This is a genomic window from Vibrio sp. Vb2131, from assembly GCF_033338535.1.
GTDB classification, from domain to species: domain Bacteria; phylum Pseudomonadota; class Gammaproteobacteria; order Enterobacterales; family Vibrionaceae; genus Vibrio; species Vibrio alginolyticus.
On sequence record NZ_JAWOSW010000009.1, the window covers coordinates 106062 to 126477 of the forward strand.

The window sequence follows — 20416 nt, forward strand, 5'->3', positions numbered from 1 at the left end:
ATTTTTTATTTATATCGGCTAAAAACAATCCGATGATACGGACAGGCTAAACGTGCCGTCTTCAGGGGCTGCAAATTGTTTATTGCCAGGAAGAAGGTGAGGGTTATTAGCATAAGTGCGATGTGTCGATTTGACCTTTGCAGAATGTCTTTCCGGTAAATCAAAGTGTTGTAAGCCGTCAGATAGATCGTTTGCTTCACCGTAGTCGAAATGTGTTGCGACGTCTTTGGGCTGCTTGGCGTAACGACAGTGATCCGGCTTACCATCTTCGTGCCAAGTTAAAGAGTTAGTTTTTGCATCTAGATTCAGGTTATTTGCTGTTGGCTGTGCGTAAAAATCTTCTGAAACTTGGTGCTTGCTTTGTTCTTGTAAGTAGTCTGCAATGTTCTCAGAAGCTTGCGCTAGGCTACCTACAGGGAAGAAGCAAATCAGAAGAAGCCGTGTTTTTAGATTGTTCATAATGTGTATGCAAGCAAAAGGAAATGATAATACTGATAAATAAAACGGCGTGCAATTATGGCCATTGGATACGATATAACAGGGCAGTTAATGTCTGCCCTGCATCTTTTAGGTATGGTTAGTATTGATAAGTGAGGTGCAGTTTGACTTCGCGACCAGGCGAAGGCACGCCATTAGATAGGTATGCTTCGTAGTAACGATCGGTTAAGTTTTTCACAACCGCGCCAACGCTCAAGCCTTCGACTTGTTGTATTTCCCAAACCACGTAAGCGTTTTGTAGCGTGTATTGCTCACTTGGCGATTTCACTTTTAAATTATTACCGCTTGCCTTGGTTTTGGTTTGCGCATCATACCAACGGACTTCCCAGCCCGTACGTAAACCAGGAATCCATTCGTAACCTAAACCCAGATTAATGTTTAATGGCGGTACATCAGGATGATCATCATCTGAACCTGTAGAGTCAGATAGGCTACCTTTGTTTTTGCCGCGAATGTAACTTGCTGAGAAATTACTGTAGAAATCTTCAATCCGGTATTGTGAAATTAGCTCAAAGCCATAGTTTTTAAAGCCATCTAGGTTTGTATTCCAGCTTTGTAACTCAGTAGTATTTTTGTCGAGGTTTTCGCCCGTTCGTATATCAACTGTGTCGCTAACATCGTTATAGAACATAGTTAACTCTGTTGCGAGGTTATCGCGAGCGTTCACCAGCCCTTCCGTTAAGTTGATAACGCTTGCTTGATAAGCATGGATACGAGACACGTCCAGATTCAAAGCAGTAGCCGTAGCGGTAGCTCGCGCATATTGCACTGAGTAGATGTTATCAACGGTTGGTGCTTTTAAAGCGTAGGCGTAGGAGGCGTTTAAACGCGTATTATTGCTCGCATCAAAGTCGATATCCAAACGTGGGCTAAAGCCTTTATGCGTCGTTTCACCGTAGTTATGTCCGGCAGCTGGATCATTATAATCCGGCGCAGCGTTCCCTTTTCCTTCACTCTTGATGTATTCGTAACGCAGAGAAGGTGTGATTGTTAGGCGGTCTGTTGCTTGATAGTGATCAGCAATGTAAGCGGCATAAATTGACTGCGTGCCAGATGGTTCGTAGTAAGGGGTGTACCAACCGTAGTTTTTCGCTTCATTACTGTCGTATGATGCGTTGAATACTAACGAGTCTCTATCGGTTTTTTGATATTGAAGCCCAGTGACTAGAGTGTGATCTCCGAATTGCGCTTGGTTAAACACATCAACGTAATCACGCTCGTAACTCAGCCATGACTCATGACCGTAACTGCCAACAGAAACGAACATTTTCTCGAATGCTACGTCAGGGCGAACCCAATGACGATCGTTTTCGGAACGTGCCATTTTGATATTGAAATCAATATACGGGTTAGTCGGCATGTAGTGGTAAGAGATGGTCGTGGTGTTGTCCGTGTATTTGTTATCGACGGTGTAAGCGTATTGGGCTTTTTCTAATGAGCCGTATTTCTTGATATTGTATTCGGTGATGTTAGGCATTTTTCCGCGGCGGTTAGCCCAAGGTTTACGACCTTCATCTTTGTAGCGAGTGTGGCTAATTTCAAACTCGTGATCGTTGTTTTCATAACCGACCTTTACGAGCATGTTTTCTTGCTCATAACCTGAGTAATCCAGCGTTTCACCACCTCCGACTTTAATGTCATCAGAATCTTTTACCGAGCCATTCGCTAGAAAATAAAAACCAGTATCGTTTTTACCATAGAGTGTTAGCGTGTAGGCGTTCTCATCGCCGTTGGTGTTGTATGCACTTGAGATGCGAGCACCAAAGTTTCTTTCGCCGTACAGGAGATCATCGACACTTTTGGTTTTAATGCGAATGGAGCCACCAAACTTCCCGTTGAGTGCTCGATAGTCGTGCGCGCCCTTGATAATTTCTGCTTCGCCAATTAAGAACGGATCAAAAAAGAAGGTACCGTAGCGGTATTGTTGAAAGCCAATTGGAGCGCCATCGACAAACACGGCGATATCGCTTGGATCATCAAAACCACGAATGTTAATACGTTCGCCACCAGAACGACCGCCACCATCTATTGATGCACCGGGAACGGCATCGATCATTGAGGCAAAATTAGAGTACTGTTGCTCTTCAATCTCTGACCAATTAATGGTGGTTTGCGCAGGCTCAGCAATGGTAATAGGTTTGGCATAACGAACGCCTATGACTTCAAGCTCTTCATTTGGCGCTGTCTCGGCATATGAATAAAGAGGGAAGAGCAAAGCCAGTGAAATGAGATTTACTTTGAGTGGATGACTTTTTAATCGTTTCATATTGATGATTTATAGTGTTTTTATGAAGCTCGGATTATAAGAACATTATTACGATTAATAAATGATAATGAGATTAATTATCAAATGTGTTTTTGCGACGGATTGTAAAGTTTTTTATCCATTCGTGGAAACTACGATAAGTATCGTTAGCGTACATAAAACAAAAAGCCCAGCATCATGGACGCTGAGCTTATTGGCTTTAAACAAGATAGTGCGAGCACTGTTGCTCCTTTTGAGCTAATCAGGCGCCTACTTGGTAGGAATTACTGAGTTTCTAACGGTATCTGTCCGGTGGTCAGCGGCTCGGCATCGAATTCAGTGAGGCCTTCAATATAGCTTTCGACTGCTTGCTCTAAAGCATTATCACCTTGGTTAAAATAGGCAAGGTGGAAAATTGCATCGCCTTCGTTCACCAATGGTAATGTTTGTTGACCGATAACCAAACCACGCTTCGGGGCTTTTAGTTCTATCTCGTCATGACCAAGAGGAGAGCTAATATAAGCGAGCGTTTCCCCCTGTTCTACTTTGTCTCCCAGATTAACGACAGTACGCAAAATGCCGTTACCTGACGCGCGAACCCAGCTGGTGGACTTCGCTATGATAGGCTCAGGCAGCTTTTTCCTGCTCGCACGCAACATACCAATGGCTTGCATTACGCGCCGAACCCCGAGTACACCAGCGCTGATCGAAAGTGGATCAAAACGCAATGCTTCGCCAGCTTCGTAGGTGAGCACTGGAATATCGCATTTTTCTGCTTCACTGCGTAAAGAGCCATCACGCAATGCTGAATCAACAATCACTGGCGTTGCAAATGCTTGAGCAATACGCAGAGTTTCTGAGTTGCTTAAGTTTGCGCGGATCTGTGGCAAGTTCGTGCGATGAATGGCCCCTGTGTGTAGATCCAAAATGTAGTCACAACGCTTGGCAATGTTGTTAAAGAACCCGTGTGCCATACGAGATGCAAGTGCGCCTTTTTCACTGCCAGGAAAGCAACGGTTGAGATCTCGTCGGTCGGGCAAGTAACGAGATTTATGGATGAAACCAAAAACGTTAACGATAGGTACTGCAATGACAGTGCCTTTCAGTTTTTGTGGATCCAGTTGGTTAATGATCTGACGAACGATTTCTACGCCATTAAGCTCATCACCATGGATAGCGGCATTCACCATTAACACTGGTCCTTCTTGTTTCCCATGGATGATTTCCACAGGAATAGATAAAGGCGAATGTGTATATAGCTTCGCTGCTTCAAATTCGATCTCTAATCGTTGTCCTGGTTGTATTTGATGTCCTAAGAGCTCAAATACTTTGCTTTTTTTACTTCTGGCCATAAACCATCTCTGTCAAATGCGTCATCAGCAATGTAACAATTGCTGCAAAATCGCACTAATCATTCTCATTAAGGACACGACAAATTACTTTAATCGTCATGCGTGAAATTTTGGTATGTGTGAAGTTTTTGTTTTCAATATGATCTTTTCTATCAGTTTAATACATAACAAGCCATAGAGAAGAGAGCGCAATAATAGCCTTAAAAAATGTGACTGTATTAAAAATAATACTGTTCATGGAGGACAAAAAAACGGACTTTTAACCCTACTTTTTATCCGATAATATCCGCGCCGAATTTGAGGTTTCACACTTTCTAACTAGAGGTTTTGATGAAAAAGGCAATTGCTAAAATTGGTGCATTGACTGCGGTAGCAGTTTCACTTTCAGGTTGCGTAGGTAGTAATGCCGTGACAGGTTATGTCATGGGGTTTAACTTGAAAGCTGTTGACAACCGTTACGCTCGAGGTGGCCTAAATATGCTTTTAGCGCCTGTTTATGGTGTCGCGATCGCAGCGGATTATATCGTGTTTAACTCTCTAGAATTTTGGACGGGTAAGAACCCGTTAAATGGTAAGCCACATATCTTCGATACAAAGGTAGATACTTACATTGATGTCAATCACCAGTTAGATAAGTCGTTAACGACAGCACCAATCGCACCATTAGCGGATAACCGTGTCATTGAGCAGGGGCGAATGCAGCAAATCGATGAGAACACTGTTCAAATGGATATTACTTACAGTAACGGTGAAAAGGCGACACTCATGGGTGTACGCGATGGTGAGTTTGTTACTTACTACATTGATGGTGAAGTTGTTGCACAAACCTCAATGGATGAATTAGCCGCTTACGCGCAAAACCGTGTGTAGTTGGGTTCAACTAAACCAAAAAAAGGGTGCCGTATGGCACCCTTTGTCGTTTTTCGTGATTGAATTATGCTTTCTCTGGAATCGCTTCTAAAAGCGCGACCATCTGATCCCAGTACAACTGAACAGTATCAATCTTCACTTTCTCATCTGGAGAGTGAGGGAATTTTATTGTTGGACCGAAAGAAACCATATCCATGTGTGGGTATGGTTCTTTAAATAGGCCACACTCAAGACCAGCATGGATGACCATGATGTTCGGCTTATGACCGTAAATGCCTTCATACATATCACGGAAAATTGCCATGATCTCGGAATCTGCATCTGGCTTCCAGCCAGGGTAAGCGCCTGAGAACTGAATTTGTGCGCCTGCTAGCTCAGTAATCGAGCGCAGCATGCTTTCCACTTGGCTACGGCCAGAGTCAATGAGAGAACGAATCAAGCAAAGCACGGTGACTTTATTTTCTTCTGTGCTGATCACACCAACGTTTAGAGAAGTTTCAACAACGCCTTCCACCTCATCACTCATACGGATTACGCCGTTTGGACAAGCGTTAAGTGCCGCAATGAATCGTTGCTGATCGGCGATTGAAAATACTTGCGCGTCAGTCGTGATAACTTCATTAAAGGTTACGATACCTGTTTCGATTTTACTCAATTCAGTTTTAAGCAGCTCAGTGTAGTGGTTGAACAGCTCAGCAAGCTTGTCTTGGTTTTCGACAGGAAGCGCGACAGTAACAAACGCTTCGCGAGGGATTGCATTACGTAAGCTACCACCACGGAATTCGACTAAACGTAAATCAAGCTCTTGAGCATGACCGGCAAGGAAACGACCAAGTAATTTGTTGGCATTACCGCGACCTGTGTGAATGTCACAACCTGAGTGACCACCTTTTAGGCCTTTCAGCGTCAGTTGGCGTGTTACAAAACCTGCAGGCGTTGATTCTCGAGAAATATCGAAAGTCATGGTGCCATCAACGCCACCTGCACAACCCATGTAGACTTCGCCTTCTTGTTCAGAGTCTGTATTTAGAAGAATCTCACCCTCTAACCAACCAGCTTCAAGGCCAAATGCGCCAGTCATGCCTGCTTCTTCATCAATCGTCAGCAGAACTTCGAGTGGACCGTGCTTAATATCTTTAGATGCCAATACAGCAAGGCAAGAAGCCATACCAATACCGTTATCTGCACCAAGCGTCGTGCCTTTCGCAGTTACCCATTCGCCATCGATGTAAGGTTGGATTGGATCTTTGGTGAAGTCGTGTTCAGTGTCTTCGTTTTTCTGCGGCACCATGTCGATGTGTGCTTGAAGTACAACAGCCTTCTTATTTTCCATTCCTGGTGTCGCGGGCTTTTTGATGAACACGTTACCGGTTGGATCACGGCGAACGTCAAAGCCTTGCTCTGTTGCCCAGTTGATAATGTACTGTGCTAATGCTTCTTCATGTTTCGATGGATGAGGGATAGAACAAATCTTATCGAAAAACTGCCAAAGTGGAGCAGGTGATAAGGTACTGATCTCAGAATGGAACTCAGACACGGAGGACTCCTTTTGATGTGCTTTGCCAAATATATACCGTAAAAATATTATCAAGGTAGCATTAAATGCTATACGATTTGGCCTTCAAATTGCCGTTAGCATACCACCAGATAAGGAGTACGAGTAGTCGCGATCACAAGGATTTCTCTCAGAACTGTCACAGTTTGTGAATACAATAACAAGCACTATGTGTTCTCTATCATATATTCTGAAAGTGGCTTTATTTTTTAATTCATAAAATTGTAATTTAATTACACATAAACTTTGATAAAGGTCAGTTTGTGCATTTTTTTGTGATTCCAATCACTAAAATGCTTGTAATTAAATTTCTTGGTGGTATATTTGTAACCAGCTTCTGAGAGAAGAATGAAATGCTCAAAGGATGAGTCCGTTTTATCGCCTCCAAGGAACCGAGAAATCAACGAATGTTTAATTGATTTAAAAGGTGATAGTTATGAAAGGTTTACCAAGTACAATGTTCTGGAATAGCAAGTCTGTTTACACCGGTAACTTTGTATACCCAACAAGCTTTGGCTACTAAGTGAAGTCAACGCATGTGACTCGAACAGTTTGTTCACCCCTATAAATTGGAATTTTTTTTCAGTGATAGTGCTGACATGATTCACCGCCACCCAAATTGGGTGGCGTTTTTTTATCTCTATTTTCTCTTCCTGACTCACTTATTGCCATCAAAGCCTTCTTCTATTCCCCATTCTTCGGTTTTATCGACTTTTCCATCAAATCTGTTAGATACCATGTTTAAAATGGGCCTTTTTCATCTGAAAGTTTAGTACATTGCTCAGTTTTCATTCTCTTTTAGGGAACTGTGTTATCTGGGTTACCTATTGTTTTATAAGAATATATTTCTTTACTTGCTTTGATGGGTTAGAGAATATGTTTCATATCCAAAGAAAAAAAACGCATTAGAGTGAAGATTCTATCTAGAATTTGCTATTTGATAACTTTATAATTCCCGCCAATCGATTACGCAACCGTTTACTTTTTACCTTTACAGGATTCGATCATGCTCGAGAGGCTTTTTAAACTCAGTGAAAATGGCACAAATGTGCGTACTGAGATCATTGCAGGTGTTACGACCTTCCTAACTATGGCTTACATTATTTTTGTAAACCCAGCGATCCTGTCGGATACCGGTATGGACCGTGGTGCCATTTTTGTCGCGACTTGTCTTGCTGCCGCAATCGGCTGTTTTATTATGGGATTTGTTGCGAATTACCCAATCGCACAGGCACCAGGAATGGGCCTGAACGCATTTTTCACTTACTCTGTTGTATTGGGAATGGGTTATACGTGGCAAGTTGCGTTAGCGGCTGTATTTGTTTCTGGCCTTCTGTTCATTCTTTTAAGCGTATTTAAGATCCGTGAGTGGATTATTAACTCGATCCCGCATTCTCTACGAACAGGTATTTCAGCTGGTATTGGTCTTTTCTTAGCGTTTATCGCATTAAAAAATGCAGGTATCGTCGTTGATAACCCAGCGACATTAGTTTCTATGGGAGAGATCACATCATTGCCATCTGTATTGGCCGCGATTGGCTTCTTTCTTACGATTGCACTGGTTCACCGTGGTGTGAAAGGTGCGGTGATGATCGCCATTCTTGGCGTTACAGCGCTTGGTCTTCTATTTGGTGATGTGCAGTGGGGCGGTATTATGTCAACGCCACCAAGCATTGCGCCAACTTTCATGCAACTGGATTTCTCTGGTTTGTTTGAAGTAGGCATGATTTCCGTCGTATTTGCTTTCCTATTTGTCGATTTATTTGACACCGCAGGTACGCTCGTTGGCGTTTCTCAAAAAGCAGGTCTAACTGATGAGAATGGCAACATCCCTCGTTTAAACAAAGCGTTACTTGCAGACTCAACAGCAACGTCAGTAGGCGCATTACTTGGTACCTCTAACACGACATCTTATATTGAAAGCGTTTCTGGTGTGGCTGCGGGTGGGCGTACTGGTCTAACAGCCGTGGTTGTTGGTGTACTCTTCCTACTTGCTCTATTGTTCTCACCACTTGCGGGTATGATCCCTGCTTATGCAACGTCAGGTGCGTTATTCTATGTGGCGATCTTGATGCTGTCTGGGCTAGTAAGCATTGATTGGCGTGACTTAACTGAAGCGTCGCCAGTTGTTGTGACTTGTTTGGTGATGCCGCTAACATTCTCGATTGCAGAAGGTATCACGTTAGGCTTTATCGCATACGCGGCGATCAAATTATTTAGCGGCAAGGGCCGTGAAGTGTCGATGAGTGTATGGGTGATGTCAGCCATCTTCATCGTTAAATACCTCGTCGGTTAATTTCTCGAGCAAAAAGCCAGTGTGGATTTATTCACGCTGGCTTTTTCTTTTTTACGTTGTTCACAGAAGACGGTTTTTCTGCGGAATAGGCAGAGAATTTTGATATCACCGTTGGTATTAGCGGTGTGTTTCGGTAGAATAATCGTTTGCGCAGCTTGAAATCCTCGTCTCCAAACATTTTGGAGAAGTTAGTGAGCATTCCGCTTTTGAGTGACTTCGCTAGATTTTGAGGATGCATATTTTCAAATTATTAGGTTATTACAATGAGTAAAAAATTCATTATCACTTGGGATGCAATGCAGACTTACTGCCGTGAACTGGCTGAAAAACAAATGCCAGCTGAGCAATGGAAAGGAATTTGGGCGGTAAGCCGCGGCGGTTTGGTTCCTGGCGCTATTTTGGCTCGTGAACTTGGTATTCGTTATGTTGATACAATCTGTATTTCAAGCTACGACCATGATCATCAGCGCGATATGACGGTACTAAAAGCACCTGAAGGTGATGGCGAAGGTTACCTAATCGTTGAAGACCTAGTAGACAGTGGTGATACAGCGCGCAAACTACGTGAGATGTATCCAAAAGCGAAAATGATCGCTGTGTGTGCGAAACCATCAGGCAAAGAGCTGCTGGATGATTACGTTGTAGATATTGCTCAAGACACTTGGATCGAGCAGCCTTGGGATATGTCAATCCAGTATGCTGAGCCAGTAAACCGCAAGCAAAAATAAGCGCGGTTAAAGAATATTGAGAAATGCCCCTTTATAGGGGCATTTTTTTTATTATGATATTAAATCATGCTAATAGCCTAGGGTTCTTCCTATGTCTGAAGACGTCAGTAAAAATCTTTCCGAAACTTTGTTCGTGAAACATAAGCAAGCAAAAGAAACCTCCGCGCTTACCCAGTACATGCCGACCAGTAAAAAAATACTTGATGAACGAGAAGCGCAGGGTGATCGTGCTTGGTATCGTCATTTGCGTCGCTTGCAATGGGCTTGGCAAGGATTGTCTCCGATCGAAATGGAAGGCGTACTGTCCAAAATTGCTTCATCTTCTCACTCGCGAACCAATGATGATTGGTTAGACACTGTAATGGGTTATCACAGTGGTAACTGGACATTTGAGTGGATCAAGCTTGGTATGGATCATCAGAAGCGAGCAAATGAAATGCAAGGAGAAGAGGCAGCGGATGAACTCTTCACTGCTTCTTTGTGTTTTAGTATTGCAGGCTACCCACATTTAAAAAATGATAACTTGGCATCGCAGGCTCAAGTACTGGCAAACAAAGCGTATTCTGACGGCGCAGAAAAAACTAAGTACACCATCAAGCAAATTGAAGTGCCTTACCAAAATCGCAAAATCATCGCGAACCTCCATTTACCAAGAACGGATAAACAGTTGCCTGTGGTCATGGTGAGCGCTGGTTTGGATACTCTACAAACCGACATGTGGCGTTTGTTCCGTAATCGTCTTGCACCGCGAGATATTGCAATGTTAACCGTGGATATGCCTTCGGTAGGGCATAGCTCTCATTGGCCCTTGACCGAGAATTCAAGTTGCCTACACCAAGCGGTATTGAATGAGCTTTACTCGCTACCTTGGGTTGATCATCACAAAGTGGGGTTAGTTGGGTTTCGTTTTGGTGGTAATGCCATGATCAGACTCTCTTTTGTCGAGCAGGAAAAGATCAAAGCTTGTGTCGCTCTAGGCGCACCCGTACATGATATTTTTACTTCCCCTCAGAAGTTACAAAAAATGCCGAAGATGTACTTAGATCTTTTGGCTTCCCGTTTGGGGAAAAATGCGGTTGATATTAATAGCATGGCAGGTCAGATGATGGCGTGGTCATTGAAGGTTCAGGGCTTCCTGAGCAGTCGAAAAACCAAAGTGCCTATTTTGGCTTTGAGTCTTGAAGGCGATCCAGTGTCGCCACACAGTGATAATCAACTTGTTGCTCTATTTAGCCAGTATGGTAGAGCGAAAAAAATCAGTTCCAAAACAATTACAAAAGGATATGAGCAATCCCTCGATTTAGCCATAAAGTGGCTAGAAGATGAATTATTAGGGTGACAATTCTCCTAAATTAGTTAAGAGTGATATATCTGAGCAAAAAATAAGCTCATGATAATTAAAAATAATAATCATTCTTGGGTGTTTACTTTTAACTATGAAAACGGAGATTCATATGTCAGAGACGACTCAGGGCCCGACTCACTTTCGCTTGATGTCAAAGTTGAAGGCGATAGGGCCTTACCTGCGCGAACCACAATCGCAAGAAGGGCGCTATTATTTTGATTGTTTATCTGTATGTGTAGACGACAAAAAATCGCCTGAGAAGCGTGAATTTTGGGGCTGGTGGATGGATTTGGAATCCATCGAGGGAGGCTTTACTGCTAAATATCATATTGGCAAGTACAACAAAGAAGGGCAATGGGTATCTGAAGCCCTTCCCAAAAAAGTGGTAGAGGAAGTGTATCTCACGCAGAGCACATTCCATCAAAAGCTGGTTGATACTTTAGAAGAACACTTCAAATTAGAAGTCGAATATCACACGGAGTCTTTCGATTTCGCTTAATTTGGTTGTTTTCATTTAATACCAAACAAAAAGGTGCGAAAACGCACCTTTTCTCTTGTTAATTCCCTATTTGATTGTTAAAACATCCTCTCTTTATTTGTTTTTCACTTCAGAAGACATCATGACAACGAATCAACAAAATGCAGTTGTTTCACAACCACAAACTGTCGTTGTGAAACTGGGTACAAGTGTGCTGACAGGCGGCACTCTGGCACTCGACCGTGCACACATGGTTGAGTTAGCACGCCAGTGTGCTGAGCTTAAAAAACAAGGCCATTCAATCGTAATGGTTTCGTCTGGTGCGATTGCAGCAGGCCGTGAGCATCTTGGTTACCCCGCATTGCCCAACGAGATGGCGAGTAAGCAGTTACTTGCCGCGGTGGGGCAGAGCCGCTTGATTCAAACATGGGAGTCTTTGTTTGGTATTTATGGTATCAAGATCGGCCAAATGTTACTAACCCGTGCCGATTTAGAAGATCGTGAGCGATTCCTTAACGCGCGTGACACTATTAATGCGCTCGTCGCGAACGATATTGTTCCTATCGTAAACGAAAATGATGCCGTTGCGACTAGCGAGATTAAAGTTGGCGATAACGACAACCTTTCCGCTTTGGTAGGCATTTTATGTGGTGCAGATAAGCTCTTGCTTTTAACGGACCAAAAAGGTCTGTTTACTGCTGACCCTCGTAAAGATCCGAACGCAGAGCTTATCAAGGAAGTAAAAACCATCGACGACACGCTGCGTAAAATCGCAGGTGGAAGCGGTACAACATTGGGTACTGGTGGTATGGCAACGAAGCTGCAAGCCGCAGACATCGCTCGCCGCGCAGGTATCGAGGTTATTATTGCTGCTGGTAGTGCGCCGAATGTTATCTTTGACTCTCTAAGTGCTGAACCTCAGGGCACGCGCTTCCTACCTTGCGCTGAAGCCTTAGAGAACCGTAAACGCTGGATTCTAGCGGGACCTGCGGCATCGGGCGACATCGTTATTGATGATGGTGCAGTCAATGCTGTGGTCGGCAAGGGGAGTAGCCTACTTGCTAAAGGGGTCATCAAAGTTAGTGGTGACTTCGCACGAGGCGAAGTGGCGCGTGTAACAAACGCTCACGGTAAGTTGGTGGCTCGTGGCATCAGCGCCTACTCAAGTGATGACCTAACTAAAATTACGGGCAAACACAGTAAAGATATCATCTCTATTTTGGGGCATGATTATGGCTCTGAGGTGATTCACCGCGATGATCTGGTCGTCATTCAGGAATAGAATTAGAGGGAAGCAAAGTGGATTTAACGAATATGGGTAAAGCTGCTAAAGATGCAGCTTTCGAATTAGCGACAGCGTCAACTGCGCAAAAGAACCAAGCATTAGCCATCATCGCTGATGAGCTAGAAGCAAACTCCGCTGCTATTTTGGCGGCAAACGCTAAAGACATCGAACTTGGCCGTGAAGCGGGTTTAACCGATGCGCTGCTCGATCGCCTTTTGCTTAATGAAGAACGATTGACTGCAATTGCGAATGATGTTCGCAACGTCATTAGCTTGAACGATCCTGTAGGCAGCGAAATAGACAGTAAGGTACTGGAAAATGGGATGTCACTGTCTCGTCGTCGTGTGCCGCTTGGTGTCGTAGGCGTAATTTATGAAGCGCGTCCAAACGTAACCATTGATATTGCAGCGTTGTGCTTGAAAACCGGCAACGCAAGCATTTTACGTGGTGGCAAAGAGACATTTTTCTCGAATATGGAATTAGTGAAGGTTATTCAGTCTGCGCTCGCAAAGGCGAACCTTCCAGCCGCTTCTGTGCAGTACATTGAAAAACCAGATCGTGAGCTTGTTTCTCAATTGCTTAAGTTGGACGATTACGTCGACATGATCATTCCACGCGGTGGTGCTGGCCTACACAAAATGTGTAAAGAAAACAGCACGATTCCGGTGATTATTGGTGGCTTTGGTATCAGCCATATCTTTGTCGACGAATCCGCTGATCTAGAGAAATCCCTGAATGTGGTTGAGAACTCTAAAGTTCAACGTCCATCTGCGTGTAACTCATTAGATACGCTGCTCGTGCATGAAAAAATTGCAGCGCAATTCCTACCAATGATCGTAGAGCGCATGAACGATAAAGTGACCTTCGTGACAGAGCCTAAGGCAAAAGCACTGATGCCTCAAGCAACACAAATTCGCGATGCTGTTGAAGGTGACTTTGATACGGAATGGTTGAGCTACACTCTTGGTGTAAAAGTTGTGTCTGATGTGAAAGATGCCATTGTTCATATGCGTGTCCATAACGCGAGCCACTCAGATGCGATCATGACCAATAGTTTGGAAAACTCAGAACTGTTCATCAATTCTGTCGGTTCGGCGGCGGTTTATGTGAATGCTTCAACGCGCTTTACAGACGGTGCGCAATTTGGCCTTGGCGCAGAAGTCGCAGTATCTACGCAAAAGCTACATGCACGCGGTCCGATGGGCTTAGAAGAGCTAACTAGCTACAAGTGGGTTGGTAAAGCGAACTACTTAGCACGCAGTTAACACATTCGACGAGATCTTGAGTGAAAAAGGGGCCTTTGCGCCCCTTTTTGTTTTGTCTAACATACCAATTCCGCTACACTACATGAGCTTTTATTTCGGTTTGAAAGCGTTATACCCAAATAGCTTTAATAGAGTCCGTATAACCATGAACGCGTGGTTATCCGTGATTGCTCATGAGGTTATTTTGGTATAGATATGGAGGTGATATGCATTGTCCTTTTTGTTCCGAGAACGATACCAAAGTTATTGATTCCCGCTTAGTGGCTGATGGCCATCAAGTTCGACGTCGCCGTCAGTGCTTGGCGTGTAGCGAGCGTTTCACTACGTTTGAAAGCGCAGAGTTAGTGATGCCTAAAGTGATCAAATCGAATGGCAACCGTGAACCATTTGATGAAGATAAAATGGTTGGCGGTATTCAACGAGCTTTAGAGAAACGCCCAGTGAGTGCCGATTCTATAGAGTTAGCGATCAGTATGATCAAATCACAACTGCGTGCGACGGGTGAGCGAGAGGTTCCGAGTGAAATGATTGGTAATTTAGTCATGGACCAGCTCAAAGAGCTCGATAAGGTGGCTTACATTCGTTTCGCTTCCGTTTACCGCAGCTTTGAAGATATTCGCGAGTTTGGCGAAGAGATTGCCCGCCTAGAAGACTGAGTAGCTCATGACTCAACACACTCTTGAAAGAGCGTTTTCTGATTTAGATTTCGCCATGATGTCACGAGCTATTAAGTTAGCGAAACGTGGCATTTATACCACCGCCCCTAATCCAAATGTAGGGTGTGTCATCGTTCGTGATGAAGAAATTGTCGGTGAAGGTTATCACCATCGTGCTGGTGAGCCGCATGCCGAGGTGCACGCGATGCGCATGGCGGGTGAAAAAGCAGTTGGTGCAACCGCTTATGTGACGCTAGAACCTTGCTCTCATTACGGCCGTACACCGCCATGTGCCGAAGGGCTGATTAAAGCCAAAGTGGCACGTGTGGTTTGCGCCATGGTAGACCCAAACCCGAAAGTTGCAGGTCGCGGCATCCAGATGTTACGTGATGCCGGAATTGAAGTACAAATCGGCTTGTTAGAGCAAGATGCCCTTGCCCTTAACCCTGGTTTTATAAAGTACATGCGTACAGGCATGCCGTTTGTTCAATTAAAAATGGCAGCCAGTTTGGATGGGCAAAGCGCACTCAGTAATGGTCAGAGCCAATGGATCACCTCCCCAGCGGCCCGCCAAGATGTGCAGCGTTATCGAGCGATAAGTGGTGGCATTCTTTCTACTAGCAAAACGGTGATTGATGATAATGCATCACTCAATGTGCGCTGGGATGACTTACCTAATAGTGTTCAAGCGCAGTATTTACAAGAAGAGCTTCGTCAACCAGTACGTGTAATCTTAGACCGTCAGAACCATTTAACTGATGCGCTCAAGCTGTTCCATACCGATGGAGAACGAGTTATTGTTCGCTCTGATGGAGACTGTATCCCTCTATTGGACAGCGCTCACCAAATTGACTTATCAACGACATTAAAACGTATCTCGGATGAGCACCACATCAATCACTTATGGGTTGAAGCTGGAGCTACGCTAGCGAGTGCGATGATAAAGGCTAATCTTGTAGATGAGCTCATTGTTTACCTTGCGCCAAAACTCATGGGCAGCGATGGTCGGGGGCTTATCGGTGCTTTAGGGTTAAGCGCTATGGCTGACGTCATAGATTTAAACATTACAGACGTTCGTATGGTTGGGGTAGACATTCGCATCACCGCCACCATAAAACGTAATGAAATTAGATAAGAAATAGTATGTTTACAGGAATAGTAGAAGCAGTTGGCAAGTTAGCTGCGATTACGCCGAAGGGCGAAGACATCACCGTCACGGTTGAAACGGGTACGCTTGATATGTCAGACGTTAAGTTAGGCGATAGCATTGCGACCAATGGTGTTTGCTTAACGGTAGTTGACTTCGGAAGCCACTATTACAGTGCTGATCTGTCCTTAGAAACCTTGAAGAAAACTGGGTTTGCTGAATACCAAGTAGGCGATAAGGTGAATGTAGAAAAAGCCATGTTGCCAACAACGCGATTGGGTGGACATATCGTTTCTGGCCATGTCGATGGGGTTGGTGAAATTGTCGAACGCAATTCAGTTGGCCGTGCGATAGAGTTTTGGGTTGCAATGCCTGCGGAAATTAGCAAGTACGTTGCAGAGAAAGGCTCGATTACTGTTGATGGTATTAGCCTAACCGTCAACGACTTACGTAAAAATGCTTTTAAGCTGACGATCGTTCCTCATACGAGTGAAGAAACTACGATTGACCAGTTTCAAGTGGGGCGCAAAGTCAACTTAGAAGTTGATGTACTTGCGCGTTATATGGAGCGTTTACTGCAAGGACAACAAGAAGATAAGGCCGAGTCTCGTATCACGATGGACTTTTTACAGCAAAACGGTTTTGCATAAGTCTTGGGAGTGGCTGCGTGAGGCATGCGATAAAGAGCAGACTCACAGAACACCGCGAGATTCATTGACTTGCTTAATGCAAAGCTCAAACTATTGACCTAACTAAGCATTCACTGCAACGTAATTTTTCATTGCTGTCGCAATAACAAATTTAGAATAACGGGATAACAGACTATGCCAATCAGTACGCCACAAGAAATTATTGATGATATTCGCGCGGGCAAAATGGTCATCCTAATGGATGATGAAGACCGCGAGAATGAAGGTGACTTGATCATGGCTGCCGAGCATATTACGCCGGAAGCCATCAACTTTATGGCAACCTATGGCCGTGGCCTGATTTGTTTAACCATGACCAAAGATCGTTGCGAAAGTCTAGGTCTGCCACCAATGGTGCAAGACAATAATGCGCAATACACCACCAACTTTACTGTTTCGATTGAGGCAGCAGAAGGGGTAACGACTGGTATTTCAGCCGCAGATCGCGCACGTACCGTTCAAGCAGCAGTCGCGCCAAACGCTAAAGCTGCGGATTTGGTGCAGCCTGGTCACATCTTCCCTCTCGCAGCTCAAGACGGCGGTGTACTGACTCGCGCAGGACACACTGAAGCTGGCTGTGATTTGGCTCGTCTTGCTGGTTTAGAGCCAGCATCGGTGATTGTTGAGATCTTAAATGACGACGGCACGATGGCTCGTCGCCCAGATCTAGAGATCTTTGCAGAGAAGCACGGTATTAAATTGGGCACTATTGCCGACCTAATTGAGTACCGCAATAACACTGAGACAACGATTGAACGTGTGGCAGAGTGCAAGTTACCGACAGAGTTTGGCGAGTTCACGTTAGTCACGTACAAAGACACCATTGATAACCAAGTGCACTACGCAATGTGCAAGGGCGATTTGAAAGAAAAAGCGCCACTGGTTCGCGTTCATCTTCAAGACGTTTTTACCGACTTACTACGTAGCGATCGTAATGCAGAGCGCAGCTGGACACTAGATAAGGCAATGAAACGCATTGGTGAAGAGGGCGGTGTACTGGTTGTTCTTGGCCATGAAGAATCGACCGATCTACTTATTCATCGCGTGAAGATGTTCGAAGCGCAAGACAAAGGTGAAGCACCAACGCTTGCTAAAAAACAAGGCACGTCTCGCCGTGTTGGCGTTGGTTCACAGATTCTTGCGGATCTCGGTGTACATGATATGCGTCTTCTGTCATCGACCAACAAAAAGTACCACGCGTTAGGTGGTTTTGGTCTGAATGTTGTTGAGTACGTCTGCGAGTAACAACCGAACAATAAGTTCCTAGTCTTTGACGTGCTTAACTCGTCAATGGCTAGGAACCAGTGATTTGCCTCCAATTTCCATTAGATATTGCTCACAAATTTGTGCTAGAATCCGGCGATTCTCACTTGATGAACATATTTCACTTATAAATAGAGTTAAAGGAAAGCTTATGAAAGTGATCGAGGGTGGCTTCCCAGCGCCAAATGCAAAAATTGCTATCGTTATTTCTCGTTTCAACAGTTTTATTAACGAAAGCCTACTTTCTGGTGCGATCGATACACTAAAGCGTCACGGACAAGTAAGCGAAGACAACATCACGGTTGTGCGTTGTCCAGGTGCCGTAGAACTACCTCTAGTAGCTCAGCGTGTTGCTAAAACTGGCAAATTCGACGCTATTGTTTCTCTAGGGTCTGTTATTCGCGGTGGAACGCCTCACTTTGACTATGTTTGTAGTGAAATGAACAAAGGTCTAGCACAAGTGTCTATGGAATTCAGCATTCCAGTAGCATTTGGTGTTTTGACTGTTGATACGATCGATCAAGCGATTGAACGCGCAGGAACCAAGGCTGGTAATAAAGGTGCAGAGGCTGCACTAAGCGCACTTGAAATGATTAATGTACTATCTGAAATTGATTCCTAATGGGGGCCAGTGTGAAACCAGCCGCACGTCGTAACGCACGTCAATTCGCTCTACAGGCGATCTACTCATGGCAAATTACTAAAGAGAATGTTGCCAAGATTGAAGAACAGTTTTTGTCTGGCGACAAATACGATGAAGAAGAACTTCATGCATCTGAGCCAGCGCTTGCTGCTCCAGAGACAGACGTAGCTTACTTCCGTGAACTATTAAGCGGTGTTGTACTTAGCCACGCTGAGCTAGATAGCAAAATTCGTCCATACATCTCTCGTCCTATGCAGGATTTAGATATGATGGAACTTGCTCTTCTTCGCCTTGCTATGTACGAGATGACTCGTCGCGAAGATGTTCCTTACAAAGTTGTTATCAATGAAGCGATTGAACTTGCAAAAGTTTTCGCAGCAGAAGATAGCCACAAGTTTGTGAATGGTGTACTTGATAAAGCAGCACCTCACATTCGTAAGAAATAACGATTTCTTCAATGAAAAGGTCAGCACATGCTGACCTTTTTTGTATCAAAAGCTTTTACATCAAAAAGTAAGTGAATTATGTCTGGTGAATTTAATCTGATAGACAAATACTTCGTCGGTCGTCAGAGCCAACGTAAAGATGTCCATCTAGCCGCTGGTGATGATTGCGCTTTGGTCAAAGCGCCAGCTAATGTTCAGATTGCGATTAGCACGGATACATTGGTAGCTGGAACGCATTTCTTAGCCGACGCGAACCCAGCATGGGTCGCACACAAAGCATTGGCTTCTAACATCAGTGATTTGGCGGCGATGGGCGCAACGCCTGCGTGGGTGAGCTTTGCATTAACGATGCCTGAGCCAGATGAAGAATGGCTTGCTCCTTTCTGTGATGCATTTTTCGAACTGGCTGATTACTATGGTATTCAGTTAATAGGCGGTGATACCACCAAAGGGCCATTGTGTCTGACACTCACGGTGCAAGGTTTTGTACCTGAAGACAAAGCGCTCACGCGATCCGGAGCCAAGCCTGGGGATTGGGTATATGTAACGGGAAACCTTGGCGATGCAAAAGCTGGCTTGGATGTGATTCTAGATGACTCTCTGCGCAGCAGAGCCGGCGCGGAAGCACTAGAGCGAGCTCATTACCTTAGTTCTCCGCGTGTGCTTGCTGGACAAGCTCTTGTTGGCTTAGCCTCGTCGGCGATAGATATTTCAGATGGTTTAATCTCTGATATTAAGCACATTTTACAGCGATCTCAGGTTGGGGTGAGTATTGATGTCTCTCAGCTACCGATCTCTTCAGAATTAGTCCAGTTTTTAGATGATAAGATCAGCGCGCAGCAGTATGCTTTAGCAAGTGGCGAAGAATACGAGTTGTGTTTTACCGTGCCGGAGCAAAATCGAGGCTCGTTACAAAGCGCTTTATCTCATACTGGCTGTAAGGTCACATGTATTGGTCAAATCCGACCAAATGGAACCTTCGAGCTGCATGATAACAATCAACCACTTGATTGGGACTTAAGTGGCTTCGACCACTTTAAATGATCTGAGCTAAGCTCTAGCCAAGAGCCTGTTACTATTGAGTAACTCGCAGGCATGACGATTGAAACCAAACTAGCAGTATAGGTTTAAGGATATGACCAACCCTCTTTCTCTGATTTCATTAAAGAACCCGTGGCATCTATTGGCGACGGGTTTTGGCAGTGGATTATCCCCGTTTATCCCTGGAACAATGGGCACACTGGCGGCCGTGCCTTTCTTTTTGTTGTTGGCACAATTACCATTTACGGCGTATGTCATTGTTGTTCTGATTTCGTGTGTGATCGGCATTCAAATATGCCAAGTGACGTCTGCAGACATGAAGGTGCATGATCATGGTTCAATCGTATGGGATGAGTTTGCAGGCTTTTGGATTACGATGAGCATTGTACCTGCACTGAATATTCCACTCACTGAATGGAAGTGGTTGATCACTGGCTTCATCTTATTTCGTTTTTTCGATATGGTAAAACCTTGGCCAATTGGGTGGCTAGATAAGCGAGTTCACGGTGGGCTGGGTATTATGGTTGATGATATCGTGGCGGGAGTTATGGCCGGTGTTGCCCTGTTTCTAGTCGCAAAATATGCGGGCTGGATGAACTAAACGTTGACCGTAA

At 44.5% G+C, this 20416-nt stretch carries 19 protein-coding genes; 15 read left to right on the forward strand and 4 right to left on the reverse strand.

Annotation, left to right across the window (positions count from 1 at the left end):
• Positions 1 to 18: 18 nt before the first annotated feature.
• The 3 genes from R7E38_RS11865 to R7E38_RS11875 form a co-directional block, all read right to left on the reverse strand.
• The gene (locus R7E38_RS11865) at positions 19 to 459 is read right to left on the reverse strand and encodes a hypothetical protein (protein WP_005381599.1); all 441 of its coding nucleotides are present in this window, start codon (positions 457 to 459) and stop codon (positions 19 to 21) included.
• Between the two features lie 118 nt (positions 460 to 577).
• A complete protein-coding gene (locus R7E38_RS11870; RefSeq protein WP_104978844.1) occupies positions 578 to 2764 on the reverse strand; it encodes a TonB-dependent receptor domain-containing protein in 2187 nt (728 codons plus the stop codon).
• A 263-nt stretch (positions 2765 to 3027) separates the two neighbouring features.
• Positions 3028 to 4095 carry a succinylglutamate desuccinylase/aspartoacylase family protein gene (locus tag R7E38_RS11875; RefSeq protein ID WP_017635689.1) on the reverse strand — a complete coding sequence of 356 codons (1068 nt, stop codon included), beginning with the start codon at positions 4093 to 4095 and terminating at the stop codon, positions 3028 to 3030.
• 330 nt (positions 4096 to 4425) lie between these two features.
• Here R7E38_RS11875 and R7E38_RS11880 point away from each other — a divergent pair, with 330 nt between their 5' ends.
• Positions 4426 to 4965 carry a DUF3332 domain-containing protein gene (locus R7E38_RS11880; RefSeq protein ID WP_005383765.1) on the forward strand — a complete coding sequence of 180 codons (540 nt, stop codon included), beginning with the start codon at positions 4426 to 4428 and terminating at the stop codon, positions 4963 to 4965.
• 64 nt (positions 4966 to 5029) lie between these two features.
• Here R7E38_RS11880 and R7E38_RS11885 read toward each other — a convergent pair whose 3' ends face one another.
• Entirely contained in the window at positions 5030 to 6502 is a 1473-nt protein-coding gene (locus tag R7E38_RS11885) for an aminoacyl-histidine dipeptidase (RefSeq protein ID WP_104978846.1), read from the reverse strand.
• A gap of 1024 nt (positions 6503 to 7526) precedes the next feature.
• Between R7E38_RS11885 and R7E38_RS11890 the strand changes: the two genes are divergently transcribed.
• The 14 genes from R7E38_RS11890 to pgpA all read left to right on the forward strand — a co-directional run bounded on the left by R7E38_RS11890 (position 7527) and on the right by pgpA (position 20403).
• Positions 7527 to 8816, forward strand: coding sequence for an NCS2 family permease (locus R7E38_RS11890; RefSeq protein ID WP_005381592.1), 1290 nt, complete (start codon positions 7527 to 7529; stop codon positions 8814 to 8816).
• A 263-nt stretch (positions 8817 to 9079) separates the two neighbouring features.
• Complete coding sequence (gene tet(34), locus R7E38_RS11895) at positions 9080 to 9544, forward strand: oxytetracycline resistance phosphoribosyltransferase domain-containing protein Tet(34) (RefSeq protein ID WP_005381590.1); 465 nt, start codon at positions 9080 to 9082, stop codon at positions 9542 to 9544.
• Positions 9545 to 9635: 91 nt separating this feature from the next.
• Positions 9636 to 10883 (forward strand): esterase FrsA, encoded by a 1248-nt coding sequence (frsA, locus tag R7E38_RS11900; protein WP_005381586.1) that lies wholly within the window; start codon positions 9636 to 9638, stop codon positions 10881 to 10883.
• A gap of 115 nt (positions 10884 to 10998) precedes the next feature.
• Positions 10999 to 11388, forward strand: a complete 390-nt coding sequence (gene crl, locus R7E38_RS11905) for a sigma factor-binding protein Crl (protein ID WP_005381584.1) — start codon at positions 10999 to 11001, stop codon at positions 11386 to 11388.
• 121 nt (positions 11389 to 11509) lie between these two features.
• A complete protein-coding gene (proB, locus tag R7E38_RS11910) occupies positions 11510 to 12649 on the forward strand; it encodes a glutamate 5-kinase (protein ID WP_005383771.1) in 1140 nt (379 codons plus the stop codon).
• A gap of 17 nt (positions 12650 to 12666) precedes the next feature.
• Positions 12667 to 13917 (forward strand): glutamate-5-semialdehyde dehydrogenase, encoded by a 1251-nt coding sequence (locus tag R7E38_RS11915; RefSeq protein WP_054730326.1) that lies wholly within the window; start codon positions 12667 to 12669, stop codon positions 13915 to 13917.
• Between the two features lie 206 nt (positions 13918 to 14123).
• A complete protein-coding gene (gene nrdR / locus R7E38_RS11920; RefSeq protein ID WP_005381578.1) occupies positions 14124 to 14573 on the forward strand; it encodes a transcriptional regulator NrdR in 450 nt (149 codons plus the stop codon).
• A gap of 7 nt (positions 14574 to 14580) precedes the next feature.
• Positions 14581 to 15708, forward strand: coding sequence for a bifunctional diaminohydroxyphosphoribosylaminopyrimidine deaminase/5-amino-6-(5-phosphoribosylamino)uracil reductase RibD (gene ribD, locus R7E38_RS11925; RefSeq protein ID WP_171344833.1), 1128 nt, complete (start codon positions 14581 to 14583; stop codon positions 15706 to 15708).
• An 8-nt stretch (positions 15709 to 15716) separates the two neighbouring features.
• Positions 15717 to 16370 (forward strand): riboflavin synthase, encoded by a 654-nt coding sequence (locus R7E38_RS11930; protein WP_171344832.1) that lies wholly within the window; start codon positions 15717 to 15719, stop codon positions 16368 to 16370.
• Positions 16371 to 16544: 174 nt separating this feature from the next.
• Positions 16545 to 17654: a bifunctional 3,4-dihydroxy-2-butanone-4-phosphate synthase/GTP cyclohydrolase II gene (ribBA, locus tag R7E38_RS11935; protein ID WP_005381573.1), complete on the forward strand. Its 1110-nt coding sequence runs from the start codon at positions 16545 to 16547 to the stop codon at positions 17652 to 17654.
• A gap of 169 nt (positions 17655 to 17823) precedes the next feature.
• A complete protein-coding gene (gene ribE, locus R7E38_RS11940; RefSeq protein WP_005381572.1) occupies positions 17824 to 18294 on the forward strand; it encodes a 6,7-dimethyl-8-ribityllumazine synthase in 471 nt (156 codons plus the stop codon).
• A complete protein-coding gene (gene nusB / locus R7E38_RS11945; RefSeq protein WP_005381571.1) occupies positions 18294 to 18761 on the forward strand; it encodes a transcription antitermination factor NusB in 468 nt (155 codons plus the stop codon). Before ribE ends, nusB begins: the two co-directional genes overlap by 1 nt.
• Positions 18762 to 18839: 78 nt before the next feature.
• On the forward strand, positions 18840 to 19805 hold the full coding sequence (thiL, locus tag R7E38_RS11950) for a thiamine-phosphate kinase (RefSeq protein WP_005381570.1): 966 nt from the start codon (positions 18840 to 18842) through the stop codon (positions 19803 to 19805).
• A 91-nt stretch (positions 19806 to 19896) separates the two neighbouring features.
• The gene (pgpA, locus tag R7E38_RS11955) at positions 19897 to 20403 is read left to right on the forward strand and encodes a phosphatidylglycerophosphatase A (protein WP_031780838.1); all 507 of its coding nucleotides are present in this window, start codon (positions 19897 to 19899) and stop codon (positions 20401 to 20403) included.
• Positions 20404 to 20416: the final 13 nt, after the last annotated feature.

Bases quoted from the DNA above. Each gene is read 5' to 3' on its own strand.
- R7E38_RS11865 (WP_005381599.1), bottom strand. From the start codon at position 459: ATGAACAATCTAAAAACACGGCTTCTTCTGATTTGCTTCTTCCCTGTA.
- nusB (WP_005381571.1), top strand. From the start codon at position 18,294: ATGGGGGCCAGTGTGAAACCAGCCGCACGTCGTAACGCACGTCAATTC.
- R7E38_RS11875 (WP_017635689.1), bottom strand. From the start codon at position 4,095: ATGGCCAGAAGTAAAAAAAGCAAAGTATTTGAGCTCTTAGGACATCAA.
- R7E38_RS11890 (WP_005381592.1), top strand. From the start codon at position 7,527: ATGCTCGAGAGGCTTTTTAAACTCAGTGAAAATGGCACAAATGTGCGT.
- frsA (WP_005381586.1), top strand. From the start codon at position 9,636: ATGTCTGAAGACGTCAGTAAAAATCTTTCCGAAACTTTGTTCGTGAAA.
- nrdR (WP_005381578.1), top strand. From the start codon at position 14,124: ATGCATTGTCCTTTTTGTTCCGAGAACGATACCAAAGTTATTGATTCC.
- proB (WP_005383771.1), top strand. From the start codon at position 11,510: ATGACAACGAATCAACAAAATGCAGTTGTTTCACAACCACAAACTGTC.
- R7E38_RS11870 (WP_104978844.1), bottom strand. From the start codon at position 2,764: ATGAAACGATTAAAAAGTCATCCACTCAAAGTAAATCTCATTTCACTG.
- ribD (WP_171344833.1), top strand. From the start codon at position 14,581: ATGACTCAACACACTCTTGAAAGAGCGTTTTCTGATTTAGATTTCGCC.
- R7E38_RS11930 (WP_171344832.1), top strand. From the start codon at position 15,717: ATGTTTACAGGAATAGTAGAAGCAGTTGGCAAGTTAGCTGCGATTACG.
- ribE (WP_005381572.1), top strand. From the start codon at position 17,824: ATGAAAGTGATCGAGGGTGGCTTCCCAGCGCCAAATGCAAAAATTGCT.
- ribBA (WP_005381573.1), top strand. From the start codon at position 16,545: ATGCCAATCAGTACGCCACAAGAAATTATTGATGATATTCGCGCGGGC.
- pgpA (WP_031780838.1), top strand. From the start codon at position 19,897: ATGACCAACCCTCTTTCTCTGATTTCATTAAAGAACCCGTGGCATCTA.
- thiL (WP_005381570.1), top strand. From the start codon at position 18,840: ATGTCTGGTGAATTTAATCTGATAGACAAATACTTCGTCGGTCGTCAG.
- crl (WP_005381584.1), top strand. From the start codon at position 10,999: ATGTCAGAGACGACTCAGGGCCCGACTCACTTTCGCTTGATGTCAAAG.
- R7E38_RS11880 (WP_005383765.1), top strand. From the start codon at position 4,426: ATGAAAAAGGCAATTGCTAAAATTGGTGCATTGACTGCGGTAGCAGTT.